General features: G+C 43.3%; 20 protein-coding genes. 12 read left to right on the plus strand and 8 right to left on the minus strand.

The features are described 5' to 3' along the window. Positions 1 to 10 precede the first annotated feature (10 nt). Positions 11 to 1,159 (minus strand): A/G-specific adenine glycosylase, encoded by a 1,149-nt coding sequence (mutY, locus tag PN836_RS10905; RefSeq protein WP_395345603.1) that lies wholly within the window; start codon positions 1,157 to 1,159, stop codon positions 11 to 13. A gap of 182 nt (positions 1,160 to 1,341) precedes the next feature. On the opposite strand from mutY, the gene trmB reads away from it, so the two are divergent. The 4 genes from trmB to arcA all read left to right on the plus strand — a co-directional run bounded on the left by trmB (position 1,342) and on the right by arcA (position 5,446). Beyond that, complete coding sequence (trmB, locus tag PN836_RS10910; RefSeq protein ID WP_395338246.1) at positions 1,342 to 2,061, plus strand: tRNA (guanosine(46)-N7)-methyltransferase TrmB; 720 nt, start codon at positions 1,342 to 1,344, stop codon at positions 2,059 to 2,061. Then, complete coding sequence (locus PN836_RS10915; protein ID WP_395338248.1) at positions 2,061 to 3,104, plus strand: methyltransferase; 1,044 nt, start codon at positions 2,061 to 2,063, stop codon at positions 3,102 to 3,104. Before trmB ends, PN836_RS10915 begins: the two co-directional genes overlap by 1 nt. Positions 3,105 to 3,109: 5 nt before the next feature. Next, complete coding sequence (locus tag PN836_RS10920) at positions 3,110 to 4,540, plus strand: glycogen synthase (protein WP_395338250.1); 1,431 nt, start codon at positions 3,110 to 3,112, stop codon at positions 4,538 to 4,540. A gap of 201 nt (positions 4,541 to 4,741) precedes the next feature. Beyond that, entirely contained in the window at positions 4,742 to 5,446 is a 705-nt protein-coding gene (gene arcA / locus PN836_RS10925) for a two-component system response regulator ArcA (RefSeq protein WP_395338252.1), read from the plus strand. 90 nt (positions 5,447 to 5,536) lie between these two features. Here arcA and PN836_RS10930 read toward each other — a convergent pair whose 3' ends face one another. Continuing rightward, positions 5,537 to 5,788, minus strand: a complete 252-nt coding sequence (locus PN836_RS10930; protein ID WP_395338254.1) for a YdcH family protein — start codon at positions 5,786 to 5,788, stop codon at positions 5,537 to 5,539. Between the two features lie 197 nt (positions 5,789 to 5,985). Between PN836_RS10930 and PN836_RS10935 the strand changes: the two genes are divergently transcribed. After that, positions 5,986 to 6,375 (plus strand): hypothetical protein, encoded by a 390-nt coding sequence (locus PN836_RS10935; RefSeq protein ID WP_395338256.1) that lies wholly within the window; start codon positions 5,986 to 5,988, stop codon positions 6,373 to 6,375. Positions 6,376 to 6,396: 21 nt separating this feature from the next. Here PN836_RS10935 and pmbA read toward each other — a convergent pair whose 3' ends face one another. After that, positions 6,397 to 7,728 carry a metalloprotease PmbA gene (gene pmbA / locus PN836_RS10940; protein WP_395338258.1) on the minus strand — a complete coding sequence of 444 codons (1,332 nt, stop codon included), beginning with the start codon at positions 7,726 to 7,728 and terminating at the stop codon, positions 6,397 to 6,399. A gap of 202 nt (positions 7,729 to 7,930) precedes the next feature. On the opposite strand from pmbA, the gene yjgA reads away from it, so the two are divergent. Both yjgA and PN836_RS10950 read left to right on the plus strand, forming a co-directional pair. Continuing rightward, positions 7,931 to 8,461 carry a ribosome biogenesis factor YjgA gene (yjgA, locus tag PN836_RS10945; protein WP_395338260.1) on the plus strand — a complete coding sequence of 177 codons (531 nt, stop codon included), beginning with the start codon at positions 7,931 to 7,933 and terminating at the stop codon, positions 8,459 to 8,461. A 227-nt stretch (positions 8,462 to 8,688) separates the two neighbouring features. After that, positions 8,689 to 9,207 carry an outer membrane beta-barrel protein gene (locus PN836_RS10950; protein WP_395338262.1) on the plus strand — a complete coding sequence of 173 codons (519 nt, stop codon included), beginning with the start codon at positions 8,689 to 8,691 and terminating at the stop codon, positions 9,205 to 9,207. A 74-nt stretch (positions 9,208 to 9,281) separates the two neighbouring features. Here PN836_RS10950 and PN836_RS10955 read toward each other — a convergent pair whose 3' ends face one another. Next, positions 9,282 to 10,280, minus strand: a complete 999-nt coding sequence (locus PN836_RS10955) for a Gfo/Idh/MocA family protein (RefSeq protein ID WP_395338263.1) — start codon at positions 10,278 to 10,280, stop codon at positions 9,282 to 9,284. A gap of 6 nt (positions 10,281 to 10,286) precedes the next feature. Next, a complete protein-coding gene (locus PN836_RS10960) occupies positions 10,287 to 12,254 on the minus strand; it encodes an alpha/beta hydrolase family protein (RefSeq protein ID WP_395338265.1) in 1,968 nt (655 codons plus the stop codon). 156 nt (positions 12,255 to 12,410) lie between these two features. On the opposite strand from PN836_RS10960, the gene PN836_RS10965 reads away from it, so the two are divergent. Further along, entirely contained in the window at positions 12,411 to 13,274 is an 864-nt protein-coding gene (locus PN836_RS10965; RefSeq protein WP_395338266.1) for an SDR family NAD(P)-dependent oxidoreductase, read from the plus strand. Positions 13,275 to 13,280: 6 nt separating this feature from the next. Here the strand turns inward: PN836_RS10965 and PN836_RS10970 are convergent, their stop codons facing one another. Both PN836_RS10970 and PN836_RS10975 read right to left on the minus strand, forming a co-directional pair. Then, complete coding sequence (locus tag PN836_RS10970; protein WP_395338268.1) at positions 13,281 to 13,739, minus strand: MarR family winged helix-turn-helix transcriptional regulator; 459 nt, start codon at positions 13,737 to 13,739, stop codon at positions 13,281 to 13,283. Positions 13,740 to 13,780: 41 nt separating this feature from the next. Beyond that, positions 13,781 to 14,809, minus strand: a complete 1,029-nt coding sequence (locus PN836_RS10975; RefSeq protein ID WP_395338269.1) for a GlxA family transcriptional regulator — start codon at positions 14,807 to 14,809, stop codon at positions 13,781 to 13,783. A gap of 139 nt (positions 14,810 to 14,948) precedes the next feature. Here PN836_RS10975 and PN836_RS10980 point away from each other — a divergent pair, with 139 nt between their 5' ends. Continuing rightward, positions 14,949 to 15,635, plus strand: coding sequence for a DJ-1/PfpI family protein (locus PN836_RS10980; protein ID WP_395338270.1), 687 nt, complete (start codon positions 14,949 to 14,951; stop codon positions 15,633 to 15,635). A 329-nt stretch (positions 15,636 to 15,964) separates the two neighbouring features. Further along, positions 15,965 to 16,114 carry a hypothetical protein gene (locus PN836_RS10985; protein ID WP_395338271.1) on the plus strand — a complete coding sequence of 50 codons (150 nt, stop codon included), beginning with the start codon at positions 15,965 to 15,967 and terminating at the stop codon, positions 16,112 to 16,114. A gap of 382 nt (positions 16,115 to 16,496) precedes the next feature. Here PN836_RS10985 and ppk2 read toward each other — a convergent pair whose 3' ends face one another. Next, the gene (gene ppk2 / locus PN836_RS10990) at positions 16,497 to 17,456 is read right to left on the minus strand and encodes a polyphosphate kinase 2 (RefSeq protein WP_395338273.1); all 960 of its coding nucleotides are present in this window, start codon (positions 17,454 to 17,456) and stop codon (positions 16,497 to 16,499) included. A gap of 252 nt (positions 17,457 to 17,708) precedes the next feature. Between ppk2 and hppD the strand changes: the two genes are divergently transcribed. Both hppD and PN836_RS11000 read left to right on the plus strand, forming a co-directional pair. Continuing rightward, the gene (gene hppD / locus PN836_RS10995; RefSeq protein WP_395338275.1) at positions 17,709 to 18,860 is read left to right on the plus strand and encodes a 4-hydroxyphenylpyruvate dioxygenase; all 1,152 of its coding nucleotides are present in this window, start codon (positions 17,709 to 17,711) and stop codon (positions 18,858 to 18,860) included. Beyond that, positions 18,860 to 19,408 carry a VOC family protein gene (locus PN836_RS11000; protein ID WP_395338277.1) on the plus strand — a complete coding sequence of 183 codons (549 nt, stop codon included), beginning with the start codon at positions 18,860 to 18,862 and terminating at the stop codon, positions 19,406 to 19,408. The genes hppD and PN836_RS11000 overlap by 1 nt, the downstream gene beginning before the upstream one ends. Positions 19,409 to 19,417: the final 9 nt, after the last annotated feature.

Here is a 19,417-nt window from a genome sequence, read left to right on the forward strand (position 1 = left end):
ATTTATCCTTTTAAATTTTTGCACCTGCAACATTAAGATTTTCTCGCAATATCTTGAGTATTTTCACTGTGGGTGCAGCAAGCCCAACTTTAGAATCATAAGGGGCAATAAATGAATACCACATTTTCGTATCTTCGCTTACTTTAAGTGCTGGCGCTTTGCTTAAGTGTAGCAGTAGTGGTGTAATCTCTAAATGGAAATGGCTAAAGGTATGCCTAAAACCATCAAGAGGCTCACGCTTGAGATCTTGCTCTCCCACATCTTGCTCAAGGCTGTGTACTGCAAAAGTCAATTTGCTGTCGTCAAGATCACATTCAGCAAAGCCCCACAATCCTCCCCAAATACCGCTTGGTTCTCGTTTATTCAAAAGTACACTGCCCTGATAGATGGGAATGAGCATGTAAGTGTGTTTGGTGGGTATCGTCTTTTTTGGTTTTTTATGAGGTAACTCGTTTTGCCGCCCTTGAGCGTAAGCCATACAATGACTTATCACCGGACACGCTTCACATTTAGGCTTTGAGCGAGTACAAAGCGTCGCCCCCAAATCCATCATGGCTTGCGTATAGTTTGAATGCTCCAGATAGTTTACCTTGACGCTCGATTTGTCATCTTCGCGCTGCGACAAAGGCGCCAGTGCATTAGCAAGCTCCCACATTTGGTCTTCTGTTTTTTTATTTCCTGGCCATCCTTCAACCGCGCAATATCGGGCAAGCACACGCTTTACGTTGCCATCCAAAATCGCGTAAGGCTGATTGTCGGCCAACGACAATATTGCAGCAGCGGTTGAGCGCCCTATTCCAGGTAATGCAAGCACTTGATCGAAGTCGCTCGGGAAATGCCCCTTGTGATCTTGCGCTATTACCTGTGCCGCTTTATGCAGGTTGCGAGCACGGGCGTAATATCCAAGCCCTGTCCATAAATGCAATACTTCATCTACCGGCGCATTGGCTAAATCGACCACGGTTTTAAAGCGGCCCATAAAGCGCTCAAAATAGGGAATAACAGTTTTAACTTGGGTTTGTTGCAGCATGATCTCCGATATCCAAACAGAATATCGCGTTTTGTTTTTCTGCCACGGAAGGTCCTTACGCCCATATTCTTCAAACCAGTCAAGCACCGCTTTGGAGAATACAAATGTTGTGTCATTACTGTTAAACAAAAGCTCAGAATTTTTTGATTCAGAGCTATTTGACTCTAGCGTATTCAAGGGTTTCTTACTCACCTAAGTCACTATGTGCTGGATGCACTTAATTGTGCGTGGCATCATATACGACAATTTGCATCAAGACGATTAGCTTTTGCTTCTCGTTTGCTCACCCCTTGCCGAGACAACAACTATTCATGAGCCGTTTTAAATCAGAAGAAGAAGCCCGCGCTGCTGGCGTATACATATCCAAGGTCAAAAGCTTTGTAAAACGAGAGGGGCGGCTAACAAAGGCCCAAGGCGCTGCTTTAGAAAAATACTGGCCAACAATGGGCTTAAACCTCGAAAAGGGCTTGCTCGATTTTGACGAAGTATTCGCAAGAAGTGCCAAGCGAGTGCTGGAGATTGGTTTTGGAATGGGTAAATCTTTGGTAGAAATGGCAGCCAAAGCACCCGACACTGACTTTATAGGTATTGAAGTACATCGCCCTGGTGTGGGTGCGTGTTTGGCAGACGCGGGCGAAGCGGGTTTAAGTAATTTAAAGGTATTTGAGCATGACGCGGTAGAAGTGCTCGACAAGTGCATTGAAGATGAATCGTTACATCGCTTACAGCTGTTTTTCCCTGACCCTTGGCATAAAAAGCGTCATCATAAACGCCGCATTGTGCAAAGCGATTTCGTTCAGAAAATCCGCAGCAAACTTGAAATTGGTGGACACTTTCATATGGCAACTGACTGGGAGCCTTACGCGCAGCATATGATTGAAGTGATGAACAGTGCTCAAGGCTATGCCAACATCGCTCAAAGCGGTGACTATATTGAGCGCCCCGACTACCGACCTATCACAAAGTTTGAAGTGCGTGGGCAAAAGTTAGGGCACGGCGTTTGGGATATCATTTTTGAGCGAGTAAGCTAATGCTATCACCTCCTAGTCAACTCTTGTTACGCAACGAAGCGCTATTTGCAACAGGCAAATGGGCAATTGTAAATCCCAGTGACACCGCTATTTTCGATGCACTCAGCGATGCTGATGTTTGCGGATTGCATCAACAATGCGATAGCTATAATCGCGCAAAATCAAACTCATACGGTCATGAACATATGTTTGCGGCAGCTTTCAGTAAAAGTGACTTTGATGCTGTGTTCGACGGCGTTGTAGTGTATTTACCCAAGGCAAAACAGCATCTTGATATGTTACTTGCCAATATGGCGCATCTCATTAAGGCAGACGGCTTATTGTTGGTTGTAGGTGAAAACAAAGGTGGCATTAAAAGCGTGCCCAAACAGTTAGAAAAAGTCGGTATAAACGTTAACAAAATAGATAGCGCCAAACATTGCGGCTTAATTGCCTGCACTGTGAGTGAGCCTGCAGAAGGCTTCGATATTAATCAATACGGTGTTGTGCGCAACTATCATGTGAATGCACAACACATGCGCGTTTTCTCATTACCGGGCGTATTCGGACACAAGCAGTTTGATCAAGGCACTCAGCTTTTATTGGCACAATTTAGTGATGAACGTGAGCTAAGGCAAATGCGAGGGAAACTATACGATTTTGCCTGCGGAACGGGCATCATTGGGGCATATTTCAAACTAACTAACCCAAAGCTTAACGTTACCATGAGTGATATTTCTGCCCTTGCTGTGTACTGCGCTGAGCAAACGCTGAAATTAAATGAGCTAGAAGCAAAGGTTATCGCAAGCGATGGCATGCAAGACATTCATCAGCACTTTGATCATATTGTGAGCAATCCTCCTTTTCATCAGGGCTTAAAAAATGAGTATGGCATTACGCAAAACTTCATCAAAAACGCACACGCAAAATCAAATAAAGGAAGTCGATTGACTATGGTAGCTAATCGTTTTTTACCTTATCCTGAACATATTCAGAGCACGTATCATAAATACAGCACGCTAATAAAAACGAATAAGTTTTGCGTGTATGAAGGAATAAAATAAAGCCCATGAACATCCTCTTTCTGATATCAGAAGTTGAAGACATCATTAAAACGGGTGGGCTTGCTGATGTAGGCAAGGCACTGCCAATAGCGCTTCAGGAACGCGGTCATAAAGTCATTATTGTACTGCCGCTTTATAAGGCGCTTAGCGATGGTGTAGGTATGGCAACTGCTATGCCAGAACAAGTCCTGCATGTACACAATCAAGCTTATCATTTTGGCGTAAAGCAGCTCGACTTACACGGTCTCGATGTTTATTTCGTTGACCATCCGTATTTTAGCCACAATGCATCACCCTACTCTGAAGAGGGTAGCAGTAATGCTCAGCGTTTTGCCATGTTTTCACTGGCGGCGCTCAAAATTGCTCGCGAGCTCAATTTTAAACCCGATATTGTGCACACGCATGATTGGCATACTTCGATTGCAAATTACTTTATTAAGAGTAACTATTTACAACGGCATACGCTCATAGACGATGCAGCATTTTTTGCCAGTACAAAAACCGTTTTAACCATCCATAATGCAGCTTTTCAAGGCGTGTGTGCACTTTCCCAAGTCCCTATTTTAGATGCTTATGCACATACACAAGTGAACACCGACAACGGTTATTTAAATCTATTAAAAACCGGGATTGTCTATGCAGACAGGATTTGTCCGGTTAGTCCTTCTTACGCAAAGGAAATTCAGGATCATATCGGCAGCCACGGAATTGCAGATGTTATTCATCAAGCACCGCACAAAGTATTTGGTATTCTAAATGGATGTGATTACAGCCAGTGGGATCCAAGCACTGACACACTCATACCGCATAATTACAGCGCTGATAATCTTGAGGGTAAAGCTAAGTGCAAGAGCGCTTTACAAAAACAAGCTAAGTTAAAAGCACAAAAATCGATACCTCTTTTTGGTATGGTTTGCCGAGCCACCCAACAGAAAGGTTTTGGCTACTTAATGCCAATCCTCAGCGACTTTTTACAACATCGCGTGCAATTAGTCATTATGGGAACGGGCGACCCGGTGATCACCCAAGAGCTACACCAAATTGCTGAGAAGCACGCTGACCGATTTACTTTCATAGAAGCATTCTCGCCCGAATTTGCACACTTAATTGAAGCGGGTAGCGATTTCTTTTTAATGCCTTCGGAGTTTGAACCTTGCGGTTTGAATCAAATGTATAGCTTAGCTTATGGCACCATACCTATTGTGAGAGAAGTCGGTGGTTTGGCAGATACGGTAATTGATGCTCAATACGAGAATGCGACAGGTTTTGTTTTTAAAGATCCTACTCCATTAGCTTTGTTAAATTGCTTACGAAAAATTGTGCTTATTTCACAAGAACAGCCTCAAGTAATTGCCAAGATGCAGGAACGTGGCATGGCGACTCGCTTTACCTGGGAGCGAGCGGCCCAGCAGTACGAAATGGTGTACGAAGATTAAGCCTTACTTGCATCGATGAGATAGTGAATTTATGGTGCGGTAGTGCTCACTTTTGTCCTTGTTTTTACATGTTTTTTTTACGCTAGCACGAAAGTTACTTTTAAAGTTCGCAATTTTTTGAAATACTGTTGATGGGCTATCCATATATAAAGACGTTGACAGCTCCACACCCAACTTGACTAACTTACATAGTGTAGACACATGCAAACGCCAAACATACTAATAGTAGAAGACGAAGTTGTTACTCGTACAACCTTAAAAAGCTTGTTTGAGGCTGAGGGTTATAATGTATTCGAAGCCGAGAACGGTGAAGAAATGCATGACTTTTTCGAAAACAACGCGATTAACTTAGTCATTATGGACATCAACCTACCCGGTAAGAATGGTTTGATTCTGGCGCGTGAAGTCAGAGATAGAAAAAATGTCGGTTTGATATTCTTAACCGGTCGCGACAATGATGTTGATCGCATCCTTGGATTAGAAATAGGCGCTGACGATTACCTTACCAAGCCCTTTAATCCTCGTGAGCTGACCATCAGAGCGCGCAATTTATTATCTCGTACAAGCAACACGGCTGAAGACGATGATTTGCCCAGCAAAGTAAAATTCAATGGATGGACACTAGATGGCGACAGCCGCAGTCTTATCTCTCATAATGGAAAAGAATTTAGACTACCGCGCAGTGAATTTAGAGCCTTGCATTTGTTTTTAAGCAATCCTGGCAAAATTCTCACGCGTGAGCAATTAATTATGGAAATGACCGGCAGAGAGCTTCGCCCCAATGACCGAACGGTTGACGTAACAATAAGACGCATTCGTAAACACTTTGAGTCTGAGCCAAATGATGAAGAGCTAATTGTCACCATTCATGGTGAAGGTTATCGCTTCTGTGGCGAGGTCGACTAAAAAGTCCGTCACTCAGATATACCAAAGGCGCAAATTAAAATGCGCCTTTTTTGCATGTTTCAAACTGTTTTTTGCTGCTGCAAAGCGTCTTTACTGCGAAGATTCTTCTCTTTGCACTTGGCTGAACAAAGCGTCTTTAAGCTCTACACGCTTAAACTTTAGCTGATCTAGATAATCATCATCTGTCGCTTTTTCTCCTTTCTCAATCTGATAAACCTCGTGGTCAATGTCATGATATTCATCAAACATTTTTGCAAAATGCCGGTCGTGCATTTTTAAATGGCGAATCGTGTGATGATGATCGGGGAATTCTTTCAACAAACTGTGTTTTTCTAATGACATATTGTGCACCTCAATGGTTGTCGATTTTCGTGTTGATAAGGCGCAAGCACTTATCAAGTTCTCAGCTCTATACTGCCAATAATACTGCTGTAAATAATTGATCTGTGTCAGCTCTATTTAATAATCTGATAAAAATTTTGAACGATTGTTGAGCATTTTCAGGTCTTGTATAAGAAGACAAAAAATCGCGAGCAAATATGAACATGTATAAAATGGTTGAAAGCAATCCGTGCACTCGACGCTGTTCAGGCACAATTTCGTCATTCATGGGAAAAAGCAGTCTGCTTACGATTATTATGCTGCTAGGCGCTTGTAGCTCGGCTATAGATAGGCACGAGCAAGCGAATCTGGTTCTCAATCAAAATGTGGACTGCTCAATGGCAGAATCTCACATTGAGATGCTTAAAAAGGAAAGGACAAGCACGTCTGAAAAGATTGCTAACAATGTGGCGACAATTTTGCCAACAACAGCGATATTGAATTTGCTTTCAGGCGAATATGGAAGCCGGCGAGCAATTGCGTCTGGCGACTTTGATCAAATGCTCTATATGAAAATAGACAGCATCAATAAAGAATGTATGAGCTAGTCTTGAGCGTTATTACTAGACTCACATACCGGCTACCTGCATCTCACTAATTAAGACTGACCCGGTTTGAAGAGCGCCTCTCACTTCACGCTCTTCACCAATGGCAACAATGTTCATTAACATATCTTTTAGATTGCCAGCGATAGTAATTTCGTGCACTGGATATTGGATTACGCCATTTTCCACCCAAAAACCAGCGGCACCCCGGCTATAGTCGCCATTAACAATGTTGACCCCTTGCCCCATAAGCTCAGTCACAATTAGTCCGCTGCCCATTTCGCGCAGCAATTCCTCATCAGAATGGCCAGTGTCGCTCACAACACAATTGTGGATACCACCCGCATGACCATTGGTTTTAAGACCTAGCTTGCGAGCCGAATAACTGGTGAGTAGATAGTGCTCTAGCATGCCATTTTTGACAATGTCCATATCAACCGTACGCACCCCTTCGTTGTCAAAAACGCTACTCGCCAAACCGCGCTTTACATGCGGTCTTTCTTCTATGCTTAGCCATTGCGGGAACACTTGAGTATTGATTGAATCAAGTAAAAACGAAGACTTGCGATATAAACTACCGCCACTCACAGCGCTAACGAAATGACCGAATAAACCAGAGGCGATATCGCGATGGAAAAGTACGGGCACTTTGGCGGTAGAAATTTTACGTGCGCCTAAGCGCGACACAGTTTGCTTCCCTGCAGATTCTCCGACGCTTTGTGCACTATCGAGCTTATTTGGCTCGCGAGAAATGGTGTACGCATAGTCGCGCTGCATGTCGTCGCCCTCTTGGGCAATAAGTACACAGCTTAAACTGTAGCGACTGCTAGGATAGCCTGCATTGATTCCGTGAGTATTCCCGTAAACGCGAACGCCGAGGTTAGCGTTATAGCTTGCGCCATCTGAGTTTTGAATACGTGCGTCACTATCAAGGCCCGCTTTTTCCGCACTGAGCGCTTGTTCAAGCGCAAATTCAGCGTCCAATTCTTGCGGGTGATACAAATCTAGATCCGGAAATTCAGTTGCGATTACGTCCGGTTCGGCTAAGCCCGCGCAATCGTCCTCACTGGTGTACTTAGCAATCTCAATTGCTTTCTCAACCGTCAGTTTTAGCGCTTTCGGACTTAAGTCAGCGCTTGAAGCACTTCCTTTTTTGTTACCGACAAACACACAAACGCCAAGGCCACCGTCATTCGTAAATTCAACGGTTTCAATTTCTTGCATGCGCGCACCAACAGAAATACCTTGCACCTTTGACATACTGGCCTCGCATCCTGTCGCGCCGAGTTTTTTTGCCAGAGAAAGTGTGTCTTCTACTATATTTTGAATTTCGCTTAACTGCTGGTCTACTTGCATATATGTCTACTTACTAATTGTTAGAGTGATATAAGATGTGTGCTCAGATTCAACTATTGATAAGGTGACAGCATGTGGGTTTTACGCACAAGCCCTGATACAATGCGCACAGTCTAGCATTATAACCAACAAAATTTACTAGCAAAAGTAAGCTACTGGCAGAAATATGACCTCTTCTTCTTCAAACAAATCAGCAAATAACATGACAAACAGTGACTTATTTGCAAGCCCTGAAAGCTCGGAATACGAAGCTACTGACTTTTCAAGCAAAACTGAGCTGAAGCAGGCTTCTGAGCTTCTAAAGAAACTTGGCCTTGAACTGATTAATTTAACCAAAGGCGAGCGACAAAAGCTGGCATTAGATGAGGAGCTTGAGGATGCGCTTGAATTAGCCTCAAAAATAAATCGTAAAAAGGAAGGGTTTAGACGCCAAGTCCAGCTCATCGGTAAACTGTTAAGAAAACGCGATGTCGCCCCCATCACTTTAGCTTTAGATAAACTAAAGAATGCCCATACTCACGATGTTCAGAAGTTTCACCAGCTAGAAATGTTGCGCGATGAATTAATTGCCCAACAGGACGATGGCATTCAGTCGCTTCTAGAAAAACATCCTCAGCTAGACAGACAAAAACTAAGACAATTGCTTCGTAAAGCAAACAAAGAGCAAAAAGAGAACAAGCCTCCTGCCGCATCTCGCGAAATTTTTAAGTATTTAAGACAAGAGATTGATTAAAATACACGCAGAAGTCTAAGTGTGCTAGTCTCCCTATCCCTCTGATAAGTATCAACATTATTTTTAATTTCCGTATAAGATTGACATCCAGTGGCTCAATCATTACCTTGGCGACGCTAACGGATTAGCGCTCACTACATTTCAAATTTGACCTTCTGTGCAATGTATTTGCTCTCCTAAACATCCGTTAGATCATTAATTTTTGATTTTATAAAAGGACCTTATCAATGCAGTTAATTAAAAAATCTTTCGTTTGCTCTTTATTACTCGCGGGCTTAAGCGTAAATACCGCAATGGCGCAATGGACTGTTGCTGGTGGATACACCAATATATCTGAAGACGAAACCGGTCTTGATTTATCTCTCTCAATGGCAAGCGTGGGTGTCGGCTATACTTTCGAAACAGAAAGTGGCAGCTGGAGCTTTATGCCTGAGCTTCGCGCTGGTGTCGGAATTGGTGATGATACCGTTAGGGACGTCTCTGTTGAAGTGAACCGTTTTTTAGCTGTGTCGCTACGTGCAAACGCTCACTTAAGTGACACCATCACCCTATTTGCTCAGCCTTCGTATGCTAACCTTGATTTAGAGGCCTCAGCATTTCGACAATCGTTTAGCGAGAGCGATACATCATTTGGTATTGGTGCAGGTATTAATGCACAAGTCAGTGAAACGCTATCAATAGAAGCGATGTATGAAAACTTTGACGACACAGACTTTATTGGCGCAAGTATTCGCGTGACTTACTAAGCCATAAATTCAAATAGTTAGGCGCTGTTAGTTTGCGCAGCGCCTTTATCAAGTGAAATTGATGTTAACACGACTCATTTACTGTCTTCTGTATACTTCAAATTGAACTGCGAACGCAGATTATCCATCAATTCAACGATTTCAACTGATTTACTTAATGGAAGAATCTCACTGTTGTAGCGACTTTGCCGTAAACAGGTGTTGAGGTGTTCTATTTCAAAGCTAAACTTATCGTCATGATTATAATCGTATTTATGAATAGAGGGTTCTTGCCCGTCTCGATACACTTGAAATTCTCTAGCACCTAAAAAATGAGGTACACGAATATGCCCCTTGTCTCCGTAAATCAACGCCTCTACGGGCGCGCTTTGTCTGAATCCTGCGCTGAGTAATGCGGTTTTTCCGCCTTCAAATTCCAAGAGATAATTTGACACTTGATCAATACCGGTATGGCTCATTATTGCAGAGGCCGTTGCTTTAACGGGCTTTGCGTTAAATACAATATCGGCAAAAGTGATAGGGTAAATGCCCAAATCCAGCAATGCTCCGCCAGCAAGCTTAAGATTCATCAAGCGATGTTCATCAGGCAACACCCTGTTAAGGCAGAAATTGGCATACACGGTCTTGATCGTGCCAATAACTTCTTCTTTTAGGCTTGTTTGCAAGGCAGTTATAGCCGGTAAAAAACGTGTCCAAACGGCTTCCACAACCAGTAAATTACGTTTATTTGCTTCTACCTGAACTAGCTTGGCTTGCATTGCATTCACGGTGAGTGGCTTTTCACATAAGACGTGTTTGTTGTGCGCCAAACAAAGCATGATGTGTTCAAAATGAAAGTTGTGGGTCGTCGCTATGTACACTACATCAATGCTTTCATCATCAACGAGAGCGCTGTAACTTTGATGGACATGTTCAATATTGTATTCAGTAGCGAAAGCCTTGGCCCTCTCAACATCAGATGCCGCACAGGCGCAAAGCTCCGCGTTACTCACTGCTCTAAAAGACTTAACAAAGGTTTCGGCTATATGCCCACACCCAATCATGCCCCATCGAATGGGTCTGTTCTTATGCATCCTTGATTATTCCTGTGATAAATTGGCCTTTAGGAAACGCTCTACCGCATCATAAACTGTTTCGATGTCTTCGCGATACCGAAAAGGGTTATGAAAGGAGTCTTCAAGCGTGATCATCTCCACTTGTTTTTCATGATTCTGCAGGGCCTCATACATCATCTCTCCCTGATCATAAGGCACAATATTGTCTTTTTCGCTATGTATAAGTAACAAGGGTTGCTGAACCTTGTCGGCGTTGAGCGCTGGTGAGCGGGCTTGTAGCATTTTCATATCTGTGGCGGGGTCGCCAATAGATTCCTTTATGTAGGTATGGAGGCGATCACTTTCAAATTTATTTAAATCGAATTCGATTTGCTCAGGCAAATGCGATACACCATTAATGCTCACCCCACACTGATACATATCAGGCGTTTTAACCAAGCCTTGCAAGGCTGCATAGCCACCATATGAGATCCCCACAATGCATACTTGATTTGGCTCTACTAGCTTCTCTGAAATCAGAAAATTTACCGCGTCTTCAAGGTCTTCTTGCATTAAGCCGCCCCACTCCTTATATCCGGCTTTCTCGAAATCCTTTCCATAACCTGTTGAACCTCGAAAATTAGGCTGAATAACAAGATAACCCCGTGTGGACACAAATTGTGCAAAGTGGTCATAATTCATGGTATCGCGTGCTTGAGGTCCACCATGGGGCATTACAACTAATGGCATAGGTTTGTCACCTGTGAAGCTGGGTGGCAACAAAATATAAGCATCAATTAATTGTTTATCGCGCGTCGGATACTGAATTTTAAGGCCTTCAGCCAGCTTATCGTACGTTAGTGCTTGATAGGGATAATTTAGGACTGACAGTTGATTTTTATTTTCTGAAAACCGGTGATAGGTCACAGGGTTTGAAATGCCCCAAGACTTCAAAATAAGCTCTGTAGAGTCGTTTGAACGACTGAAAACGCTAAAGTTCTCGTCTTTAAAATTATGCGCTAGCTGATCATATCGTGCTTGGCGCTTTTCATCGAAATAATGCGTTCGATATACATCGCTCAGCGTCGTATAACCTGCAATATCTCGACCGAACCCGTCTGAAACAACCCCTACAATGTCTGTATTTTCTAAGCTAACGAGGACTTCTCTTTCACCATTTTTTACCGCTATAAGCTCATGATAACCCGTATCTTCATTTAGCTTTCTGTAGACAAATCGTCCATCTTTCATACCCGCTAGATCATTTATATCGATTTTATTCTTAGTCTGATCTTCATCGTCAAAATAGATGGTGTCGATATCGTTCCAACTTTCATTCTCGTATTGTTTGACTTCGACAACTTTCGCGATTCGAAGATAATCATAGCGATAAAGCTGTTCTCGGTCGTCATCGAATAAAAACATACGAGTATGCCTGCCGCCAGTGACTAGCTTCTCTGTTTCGCCGTTATTAATATTAACTTTAAACAAGGTGAGTCGGCCGCGTCTCATTGATGTCATTAGCACGTGTTCTTTATCGTCGGGCAGGTAATGCGTGATGTTTGCTAAATTCACATTCCTTCTCATGGAACGTTCTTCATTCATAAGCTGTACCGTATTTTTGCTATAAATATCGATAGAGATAACGCGACCAAACATAAAATAATCGTCAATATCAAAATCGTCTTCTGTTTTAGCAAGACGACGCACTTTATTGGTGTCATATGGCACTAGGAGCTTTACCAAAATACGCTCATCATTCGCCCAACTTACATCGTATGGTCGAATGATACTGTCGCCGAATTTCGTAATGATTTTTGATGCGACTAAATCTTGAATAACAACTGTGCGTTCTCCACCGATATTCCAAATCGACGCAAGATACTTTCCGTTGTCAGAAAGCTTGGCGGTTATCATTTGAGGTTTAGCGAGAAAGTCTTCTACGCTGAGTTTGCCGAAGGCAACAGAGCAAATTGAAAGTAGTAAAATGGGCAGCGCGAAACGCAACATCATTATATATCCCTATATTTTCGTTTCCTGATTGATAAATGTAACACTTTCTCTATGGAAGATTAATGACTTTTAGCTTGCACCAATCATTATAGGCATAGAGAATTGAACTACATCAAATACAATACGACTTGTTCTGTTGTTTTATGGAATTAGTAGATGCGGACATTCGAAAACAAAGTCTTTGTAGTGACTGGAGCAGGCTCTGGTATTGGTCGTGCACTTGCGCTTGAGCTACACAAGCGAGGCGCGCGTCTAGCGCTCAATGACGTAAGTGAGGAGGCGCTTAAACAGACCGCAAAGCAACTTAACGCGTCTTGCATAACAGGAGCATTTTCCGTCTCTGACAGAGCATCATGGTCAGGCTTTCGAGAACAAGTTATAAACGCATATGACCATGTTGATGGCGCTATCAACAACGCCGGCATTGCTCACGAAGCCGTTGCTGTAGAGCATCTTAATGTGGATGATTTACACAAAGTAATGGACGTTAACTTTTACGGCGTGGTGCATGGCACACAAACGTTTTTACCTGACCTAATTACTCGAGACGATGCTGCGATCGTTAACATTTCATCCATTTTCGGCGTCACGGCAGTCGGATTACAGAGCGCCTATTGCGCCTCTAAATTCGCAGTGAAAGGTTTCACTGAAAGCCTGCGTGCTGAAGCACAATTGTATTACCCGAACCTTTTGGTAACAGTAGTGCATCCAGGGGGTATCCAAACCGATATTGCGGATAACGCTATTTCAGCAGGGAGCCGCACTGATGCGGAACGTAAAAAGGATATGGATGCGTTCAAACGAAACTTTATCAACACGCCCGAGTTTGCTGCGCAGACTATTGTAGAGGGCATTCAGAAAAATAGGACACGCATTCTCATTGGCGGGGATGCGAGAATACTAGATCTTACAGCGCGGATTATGCCAAGCAATTACACTAAACTAATCATTAAGCGCATGCGCAAAGAGAATTTAGTAGATGAAACGCTACTTGCACCAATTGACAAGCGTTTAGATTAACCAAATTTAGAACTCTAGCTGTTGAGCATGCTTATCAAGCCTGAGGATAATTTCGTCTAGTGCTAGTTGCTCTTTATGATTTAAACAGGACAAAAACTGGCGCTCATATTCAATCGACAAAGGCACAATTTCTGAATATACATCGTAACCGGTACCAGAAAGTGCAAGCTCGGACCTTCGCTTGTCTTCTTTCGCAATGCTACGCATTATTAGCTTACGCTTAAGTAAATTACTGATAGCGCGGCTAATAAGCGATTTTTCAATTTGGGTTTTGGTGGAGACTTCATCTGCTGAAACACCCGGATATTCTCCTAGCACTGCCATTATTCGCCATTCTGTAATCGAAAGGGCGAATTTATCTTTATAAGCCTGAGCAACTAAAGAGCTGACCTTATTTGACAGTACTGACAGCCTGTAAGGCATGTATCGCTCTAGGGTTAACAAAGTTTCCTGTTGTTTTGACAAAATCTAGCTCCCTTCGCCGGGTTGATGGGATTTGACACCCATCATGAGGCACTTGCTTGCATATTAGGCAGTGTTTTGCGTGATTTGGCCTGCATCGCTTTGTGATATTGAAATACTGTCATGCCTTCGAATACTTTGAACAGTTTATTCAATCCGTGACTAGATTCGTAACCCGTAGCTTCGCAGACCTGATTCAGACGATAACCACGGGCAAGCATCATTTTCGCATGCTCGACCTTGAGCATGGAAAAGTACTTATGCGGTGACAAACCATGGTGATGATTAAACTTTCTCGAGAAACTGCGAGGGCTCATATTGACATAGTCCGCCATCTCATCGACGCAAATTTGTTTGTGGATACTTTGCATTAGCCAAGCATGCAAATCAATGAATGCGCCTGATGTATCCCTTTGCTGCAACAAAGTGTGCGCAGTCTGTCGAGCACTGCTTGGGCGGTGCATATTCACAACCAAACGCTTAGCCGTTTGATTAGATACTGCTATACCGTTATCGATACTAACAAGCTCTAGCGCAAGGTCTATGCCTGTAGATACGCCAGCAGAAGTAAATACTCCCTTGTCTTCGGTAAATAATACGTCTTCACGCACCTTAACTTTCGGATAGCGATTGATAAGCTGCTCAATACCATCGAAGTGAGTTGTCGCTGATTTATGGTTCAACAGGCCTGCTTCAGCGAGTAAAAAAGCGCCTGTACAGACAGAGCAAACGCGGACACTTGAGGCAGCAAACATACGAACATGCTCTAACGTTTTTGGATGGGATAATGCTCCCGTGATCGCACTTTGCTGTCCGCCGACCACAATAAAGGTACTGACAGGCTCTATCATGTTTTTTGGAGGGCTCTGCGCATATATCTGCGTCGAGCTTGAAGAGCTTACTAAACCCTCATTCTGTGAATAAATGCTAATGTTATAAAGTGATGTTGCTGCGCATCGGTTTGCAGCGTCAAACACTGCACTCACGCCAGCAAGATCCAAGAGCTCAAAATCATCAAAGATATAGAACACAATGTCTTTTTGCGGCGGACTCGACATATCTTTTTGTGCCATTTAGTGTCCAAAGCCTCAATTATTTTGTTTGTTATACAAGCATATTCCACATGGCGCAAGTGGTAACTATATTGTCATTTACGCCACCATTAAATAGCATTAGGCTGGCGTGTAATTCTTCATAGATGGATTGATCAATATGTCAAAAAGTAAAGCAAACGATGCCCTTAATATTGGATTCTTAGTCTTTCCAGGGATCACGATTTTGGACGCCATTGGGCCTGCAGAGGTGCTTGCAAACGTGCCAGGAGCAAAGGTTCACACAATTTGGAAAACCCGCGAAAGTGTCAACACAAAAACCGGCTTTGAGTTTACACCCTCTACAAGCATGGATGATGCACCTTTGCTTGATGTACTTTGCATACCTGGCGGATACGGTATCAATGCCTTACTCAATGATGAGAAATGTATCGACTTTGTGCAACAACAAGCCAAGCAAGCGAAATATGTGACGTCGGTTTGTACAGGCGCTTTGCTGCTTGGTGCAGCCGGTCTCCTAAAAGGGAGAAAAGCCGCAACGCATTGGGCATGGCTTGAGAAACTTTCTTATTTTGGCGCAATTCCTACCGCCGAAAGAGTGGTCAGCGATGGCAATATTATAACGGGCGGCGGTGTTACCGCTGGCATTGACTTTGCGCTCACATTGGTCACCAAACTATGCGATGAAAACGTCGCAAAACTAATTCAGCTTTCGCTGGAATATGACCCAAAACCGCCATTTGATAGTGGTTCACCAAAATCCGCAGCGCCTGAATTAGTGAAGATTGCAAGAGACAGACTCGCCCAACGAGAGGCGCATTTCGACGATTCCTTCAACACCCAATAGGACGGCGTACTTTATTGTTAAGACATTACTCAAAAGAAATTCCAAACCTTGGAACAGTCATCAAACTACTACAGATCCGATATTATGTTAACAAATCAGTGAAATACTGGTTTGGTCATGGATAAGGACGCACTTACCCAACAAAGAAGTACAATCAAATTTATAAATCTAATGTAAAAAGGAATTCACTTATGCAAGAGTTAAACAATAATCAAGTACAATGCGTTAGCGGTGGTGTGTAGGCAAATCTCGCCGGCGGAGTCGCAGGCGCTGTAGGCGGATTTTATGGTGCTATAATTGGAAATACGGGTGCGACTGGCCTTGATATCTTGAAAGGCACCGCAGTTGGCGCAATTACTGGAACAATTAGTCCTGTAAGAGGCTTCTCTACCTTGGTAAAAACTGTGGGGGCAGGTGTGGTAGCTGGCGCGGCCGTCAATTTAATTGACGATACCATTGAATTCATTGAGGCCAACTAGGCTTATTGAGAAATCTTGAACCTTAAATTTAGGTTCTTTTCATGAATAGAGATGAGATATACGTAATGCTACAAATCCTATGTTTTGTCATTGTTTACATGTTAGTAATGTATGTAGTTAAACGCCGTTTAGGTGTTAAATTATTCGATGATTGGCCTGAAATTGAGGGAACAAAAGGTTCGTTTAGATATTATCTTTATCAGGTCTTCGCTTGTCTGATGGCTGGCATTGTGACAATCGCTCTTGTTATTTTTATTAAGTAGCTTAGGCAAATATCATTGCAACAAATGAATGCAAGGGCAAAGTGCTTCGTATAAATCTGACTCGCCGAACCAAGAACGCAATTCGGCGAGTCCTCTAAAGCCTTTCTAAGCGCTCTTTGCTATTTCTTTTTTGCGTCGTACTGTGGATGAAGCGATTTACCTAGAATATGCTCGTCTTCTACAATTACGTTTGATGCATTGCCAACGATTAAGGGGTCTGCGCCTCTTATCAGACGCGTATTTTTGTTTGGATAGGGCAAGCTCGCTAAAAAGTGATGCATGCAGTTGAGGCGAGCACGCTTTTTATCATCAGACTTTACCACCATCCAAGGTGCGTCGGCAGTGTCAGTGTAAAAGAACATGGCTTCTTTTGCTTCGGTGTAGTCATCCCACTTTTGCATGGCTTCTTTATCAATCGGACTGAGTTTCCATTGCTTCAAAGGATCGGTTTCGCGTTTTGCAAAGCGTGCTTCTTGCTCAGTTGGCGTGACTGAGAACCAATATTTGTAAAGACGAATGCCGCTTCTCGTCAGCATGCGTTCTAAGTCGGGAGTTTGGCGCATAAACTCCAGGTACTCGTTGGGTTTACAAAAGTCCATGACACGCTCGACGCCAGCTCGGTTGTACCATGAACGGTCAAAAAGGACAATTTCCCCCTCTGTCGGTAAATGTTTAATGTAACGCTGATAGTACCACTGGCCCTTTTCTGTGCCGGTGGGCTTTTCTAGCGCAACTACCCGGGCACCACGCGGATTCATATGTTCCATAAAGCGTTTAATTGTTCCGCCTTTACCGGCTGCATCCCGGCCTTCAAATAAAATCACGATTTTTTGGCCCGTGTCTTTGACCCACTTTTGCACTTTAAGTAATTCAACTTGTAGCTCTTTTTTACGAAGCTCATACGTCTTTTTGGAAATTTTTGTTTTATAGGGGTATTCGCCCGAGCGGAAAGAACGAGCAATATATTCGGGGTCGTTTCGGTGCTCTAAACCGTGATCTGCTAATTTATGCAAATTTGCGTTTTCGTTAGTTAGAGTGTTTTTGTCGTTCGCTGATGCAGTTGCAATTGGGTCAGTCATGATACCCGCTGTTTGTCGATCAATTTATATTCACAGACTATCAAATTAATCTTCGAGAGACTCCGTTTGAAGGCGCTATGTTGATTTAGATCAGAAAAATAGTCTGAAAAGTCCAAGTGGCCCTTCAAAGCGTAAAGAAACAATACATCTTCAGATGAAGCATTGACTTTAGTTGCAATTACAACTAAATTAGTTGTAATTGCAACCAATGTTCACCAATAGATGTGTTTACACACTAGTGAGGATTCACCTATGTCTGATTTATTCGAAAACCCGATGGGCCTTGATGGCTTTGAATTTGTTGAATTTACTGCGCCTGAAAAAGGTATTTTAGAGCCTGTTTTTACCATGATGGGCTTTACCCATGTAGCCAATCATAAATCAAAAGATGTAGCGCTGTGGCGTCAGGGTGATATTAATTTCATTACCAATTATTCTAAAAACAGTCCTGCATTTTATTATGCACAAGAGCATGGCCCTTCCGCTTGTGGCATGGCGTTTAGAGTGAAAAACTCGCAGCAAGCTTACCAAATGGCGATTGATAAGGGTGCTCAGCCAATTGAGATGCCGACTGGGGCGATGGAACTCAAACTTCCTGCAATCAAAGGTATTGGCGGAGCAGCACTTTATTTAATTGATCGATATCAGGGTGAAAACACCATTTACGATATCGACTTTGAGTGGATTGACGGCGTTGACCGACGCCCTGAAGGCTGCGGATTCCATACGCTTGATCACCTGACCCACAATGTGTATCGCGGACGTATGGCACACTGGGCAAAATTCTACGAAGATTTGTTTAACTTTAGAGAGATTCGCTACTTCGATATTAAAGGCGAATACACCGGCTTATTATCAAAAGCAATGACCGCTCCTGACGGTAAAATTCGTATTCCGCTTAATGAGGAAGCGGGCGGCACGGGCGGCCAAATTGAAGAGTTTTTGATGGCATATAACGGTGAAGGTATTCAACACATCGCGTTTGCTTGTGATGACCTCCCTGCATGCTGGGATAGACTCAAAAAGCAAGGCATGAAGTTTATGACTGCGCCGCCTGAGACCTATTACAAAATGCTAGAAGAGAGGCTGCCCGGCCACGGCGAGCCTGTTGACGAATTGCAAGCGCGCGGCATTTTATTAGACGGCACCACCGCGGATGGCACGCCACGTTTATTACTTCAAATATTCTCTGCCACTTTACTTGGGCCAGTATTCTTTGAGTTTATCCAACGCAAAGAAGACCAAGGCTTTGGCGAAGGTAACTTTAAAGCTTTATTCGAATCGATTGAACGTGATCAAGTGGAACGCGGAGTCATTGCAGGCGATAGTTCAGGAGATAGTTCAGGAGATAGTGCATTAGAGAACGATTCACCAGAGGGCAATGCTTCAAAGGAAAGTGCATAATGAAACTGTCACGCATTCATCATGTGGCATATCGCTGTAACGATGCCAAAGAAACCGTCGAGTTTTATCAGGACATGTTGGATATGGACTTTCAACTAGCCATTGCTGAGGATGAAGTACCTTCAACTAAGGCGCCCGACCCATATATGCATGTTTTTTTGGATGCGGGCAATGGTAATGTACTGGCCTTTTTTGAGCTACCCAACTCACCGCGCATGGGACGTGACAACAATACACCCGAGTGGGTGCAGCACATTGCGTTTGAGGTGGCGAGTATGGATGATTTGCTTGGCGCAAAGGAAAAGCTCCAAAGCAATGGTATTGAAGTGCTTGGTCCAACCGACCACGGTATTTTCAAATCTATCTACTTTTTTGACCCCAATGGACATCGTATAGAACTAGCAGCGAATATAGGCACACCTGAAATGATGGCAGAGCTTAAACGCGTTGCTCCAGCAATGCTCGAAGAATGGTCACAGACCAAAAAAGCGCCTCAACATGCAGCCTGGCTGCACGATGGAAAAGGTTTTCCACCGAGCTCGAACTAAGGCATTTAT

This window comes from Ningiella algicola (genome assembly GCF_028401415.2).
Taxonomy (GTDB): Bacteria; Pseudomonadota; Gammaproteobacteria; order Enterobacterales; family Alteromonadaceae; genus Glaciecola.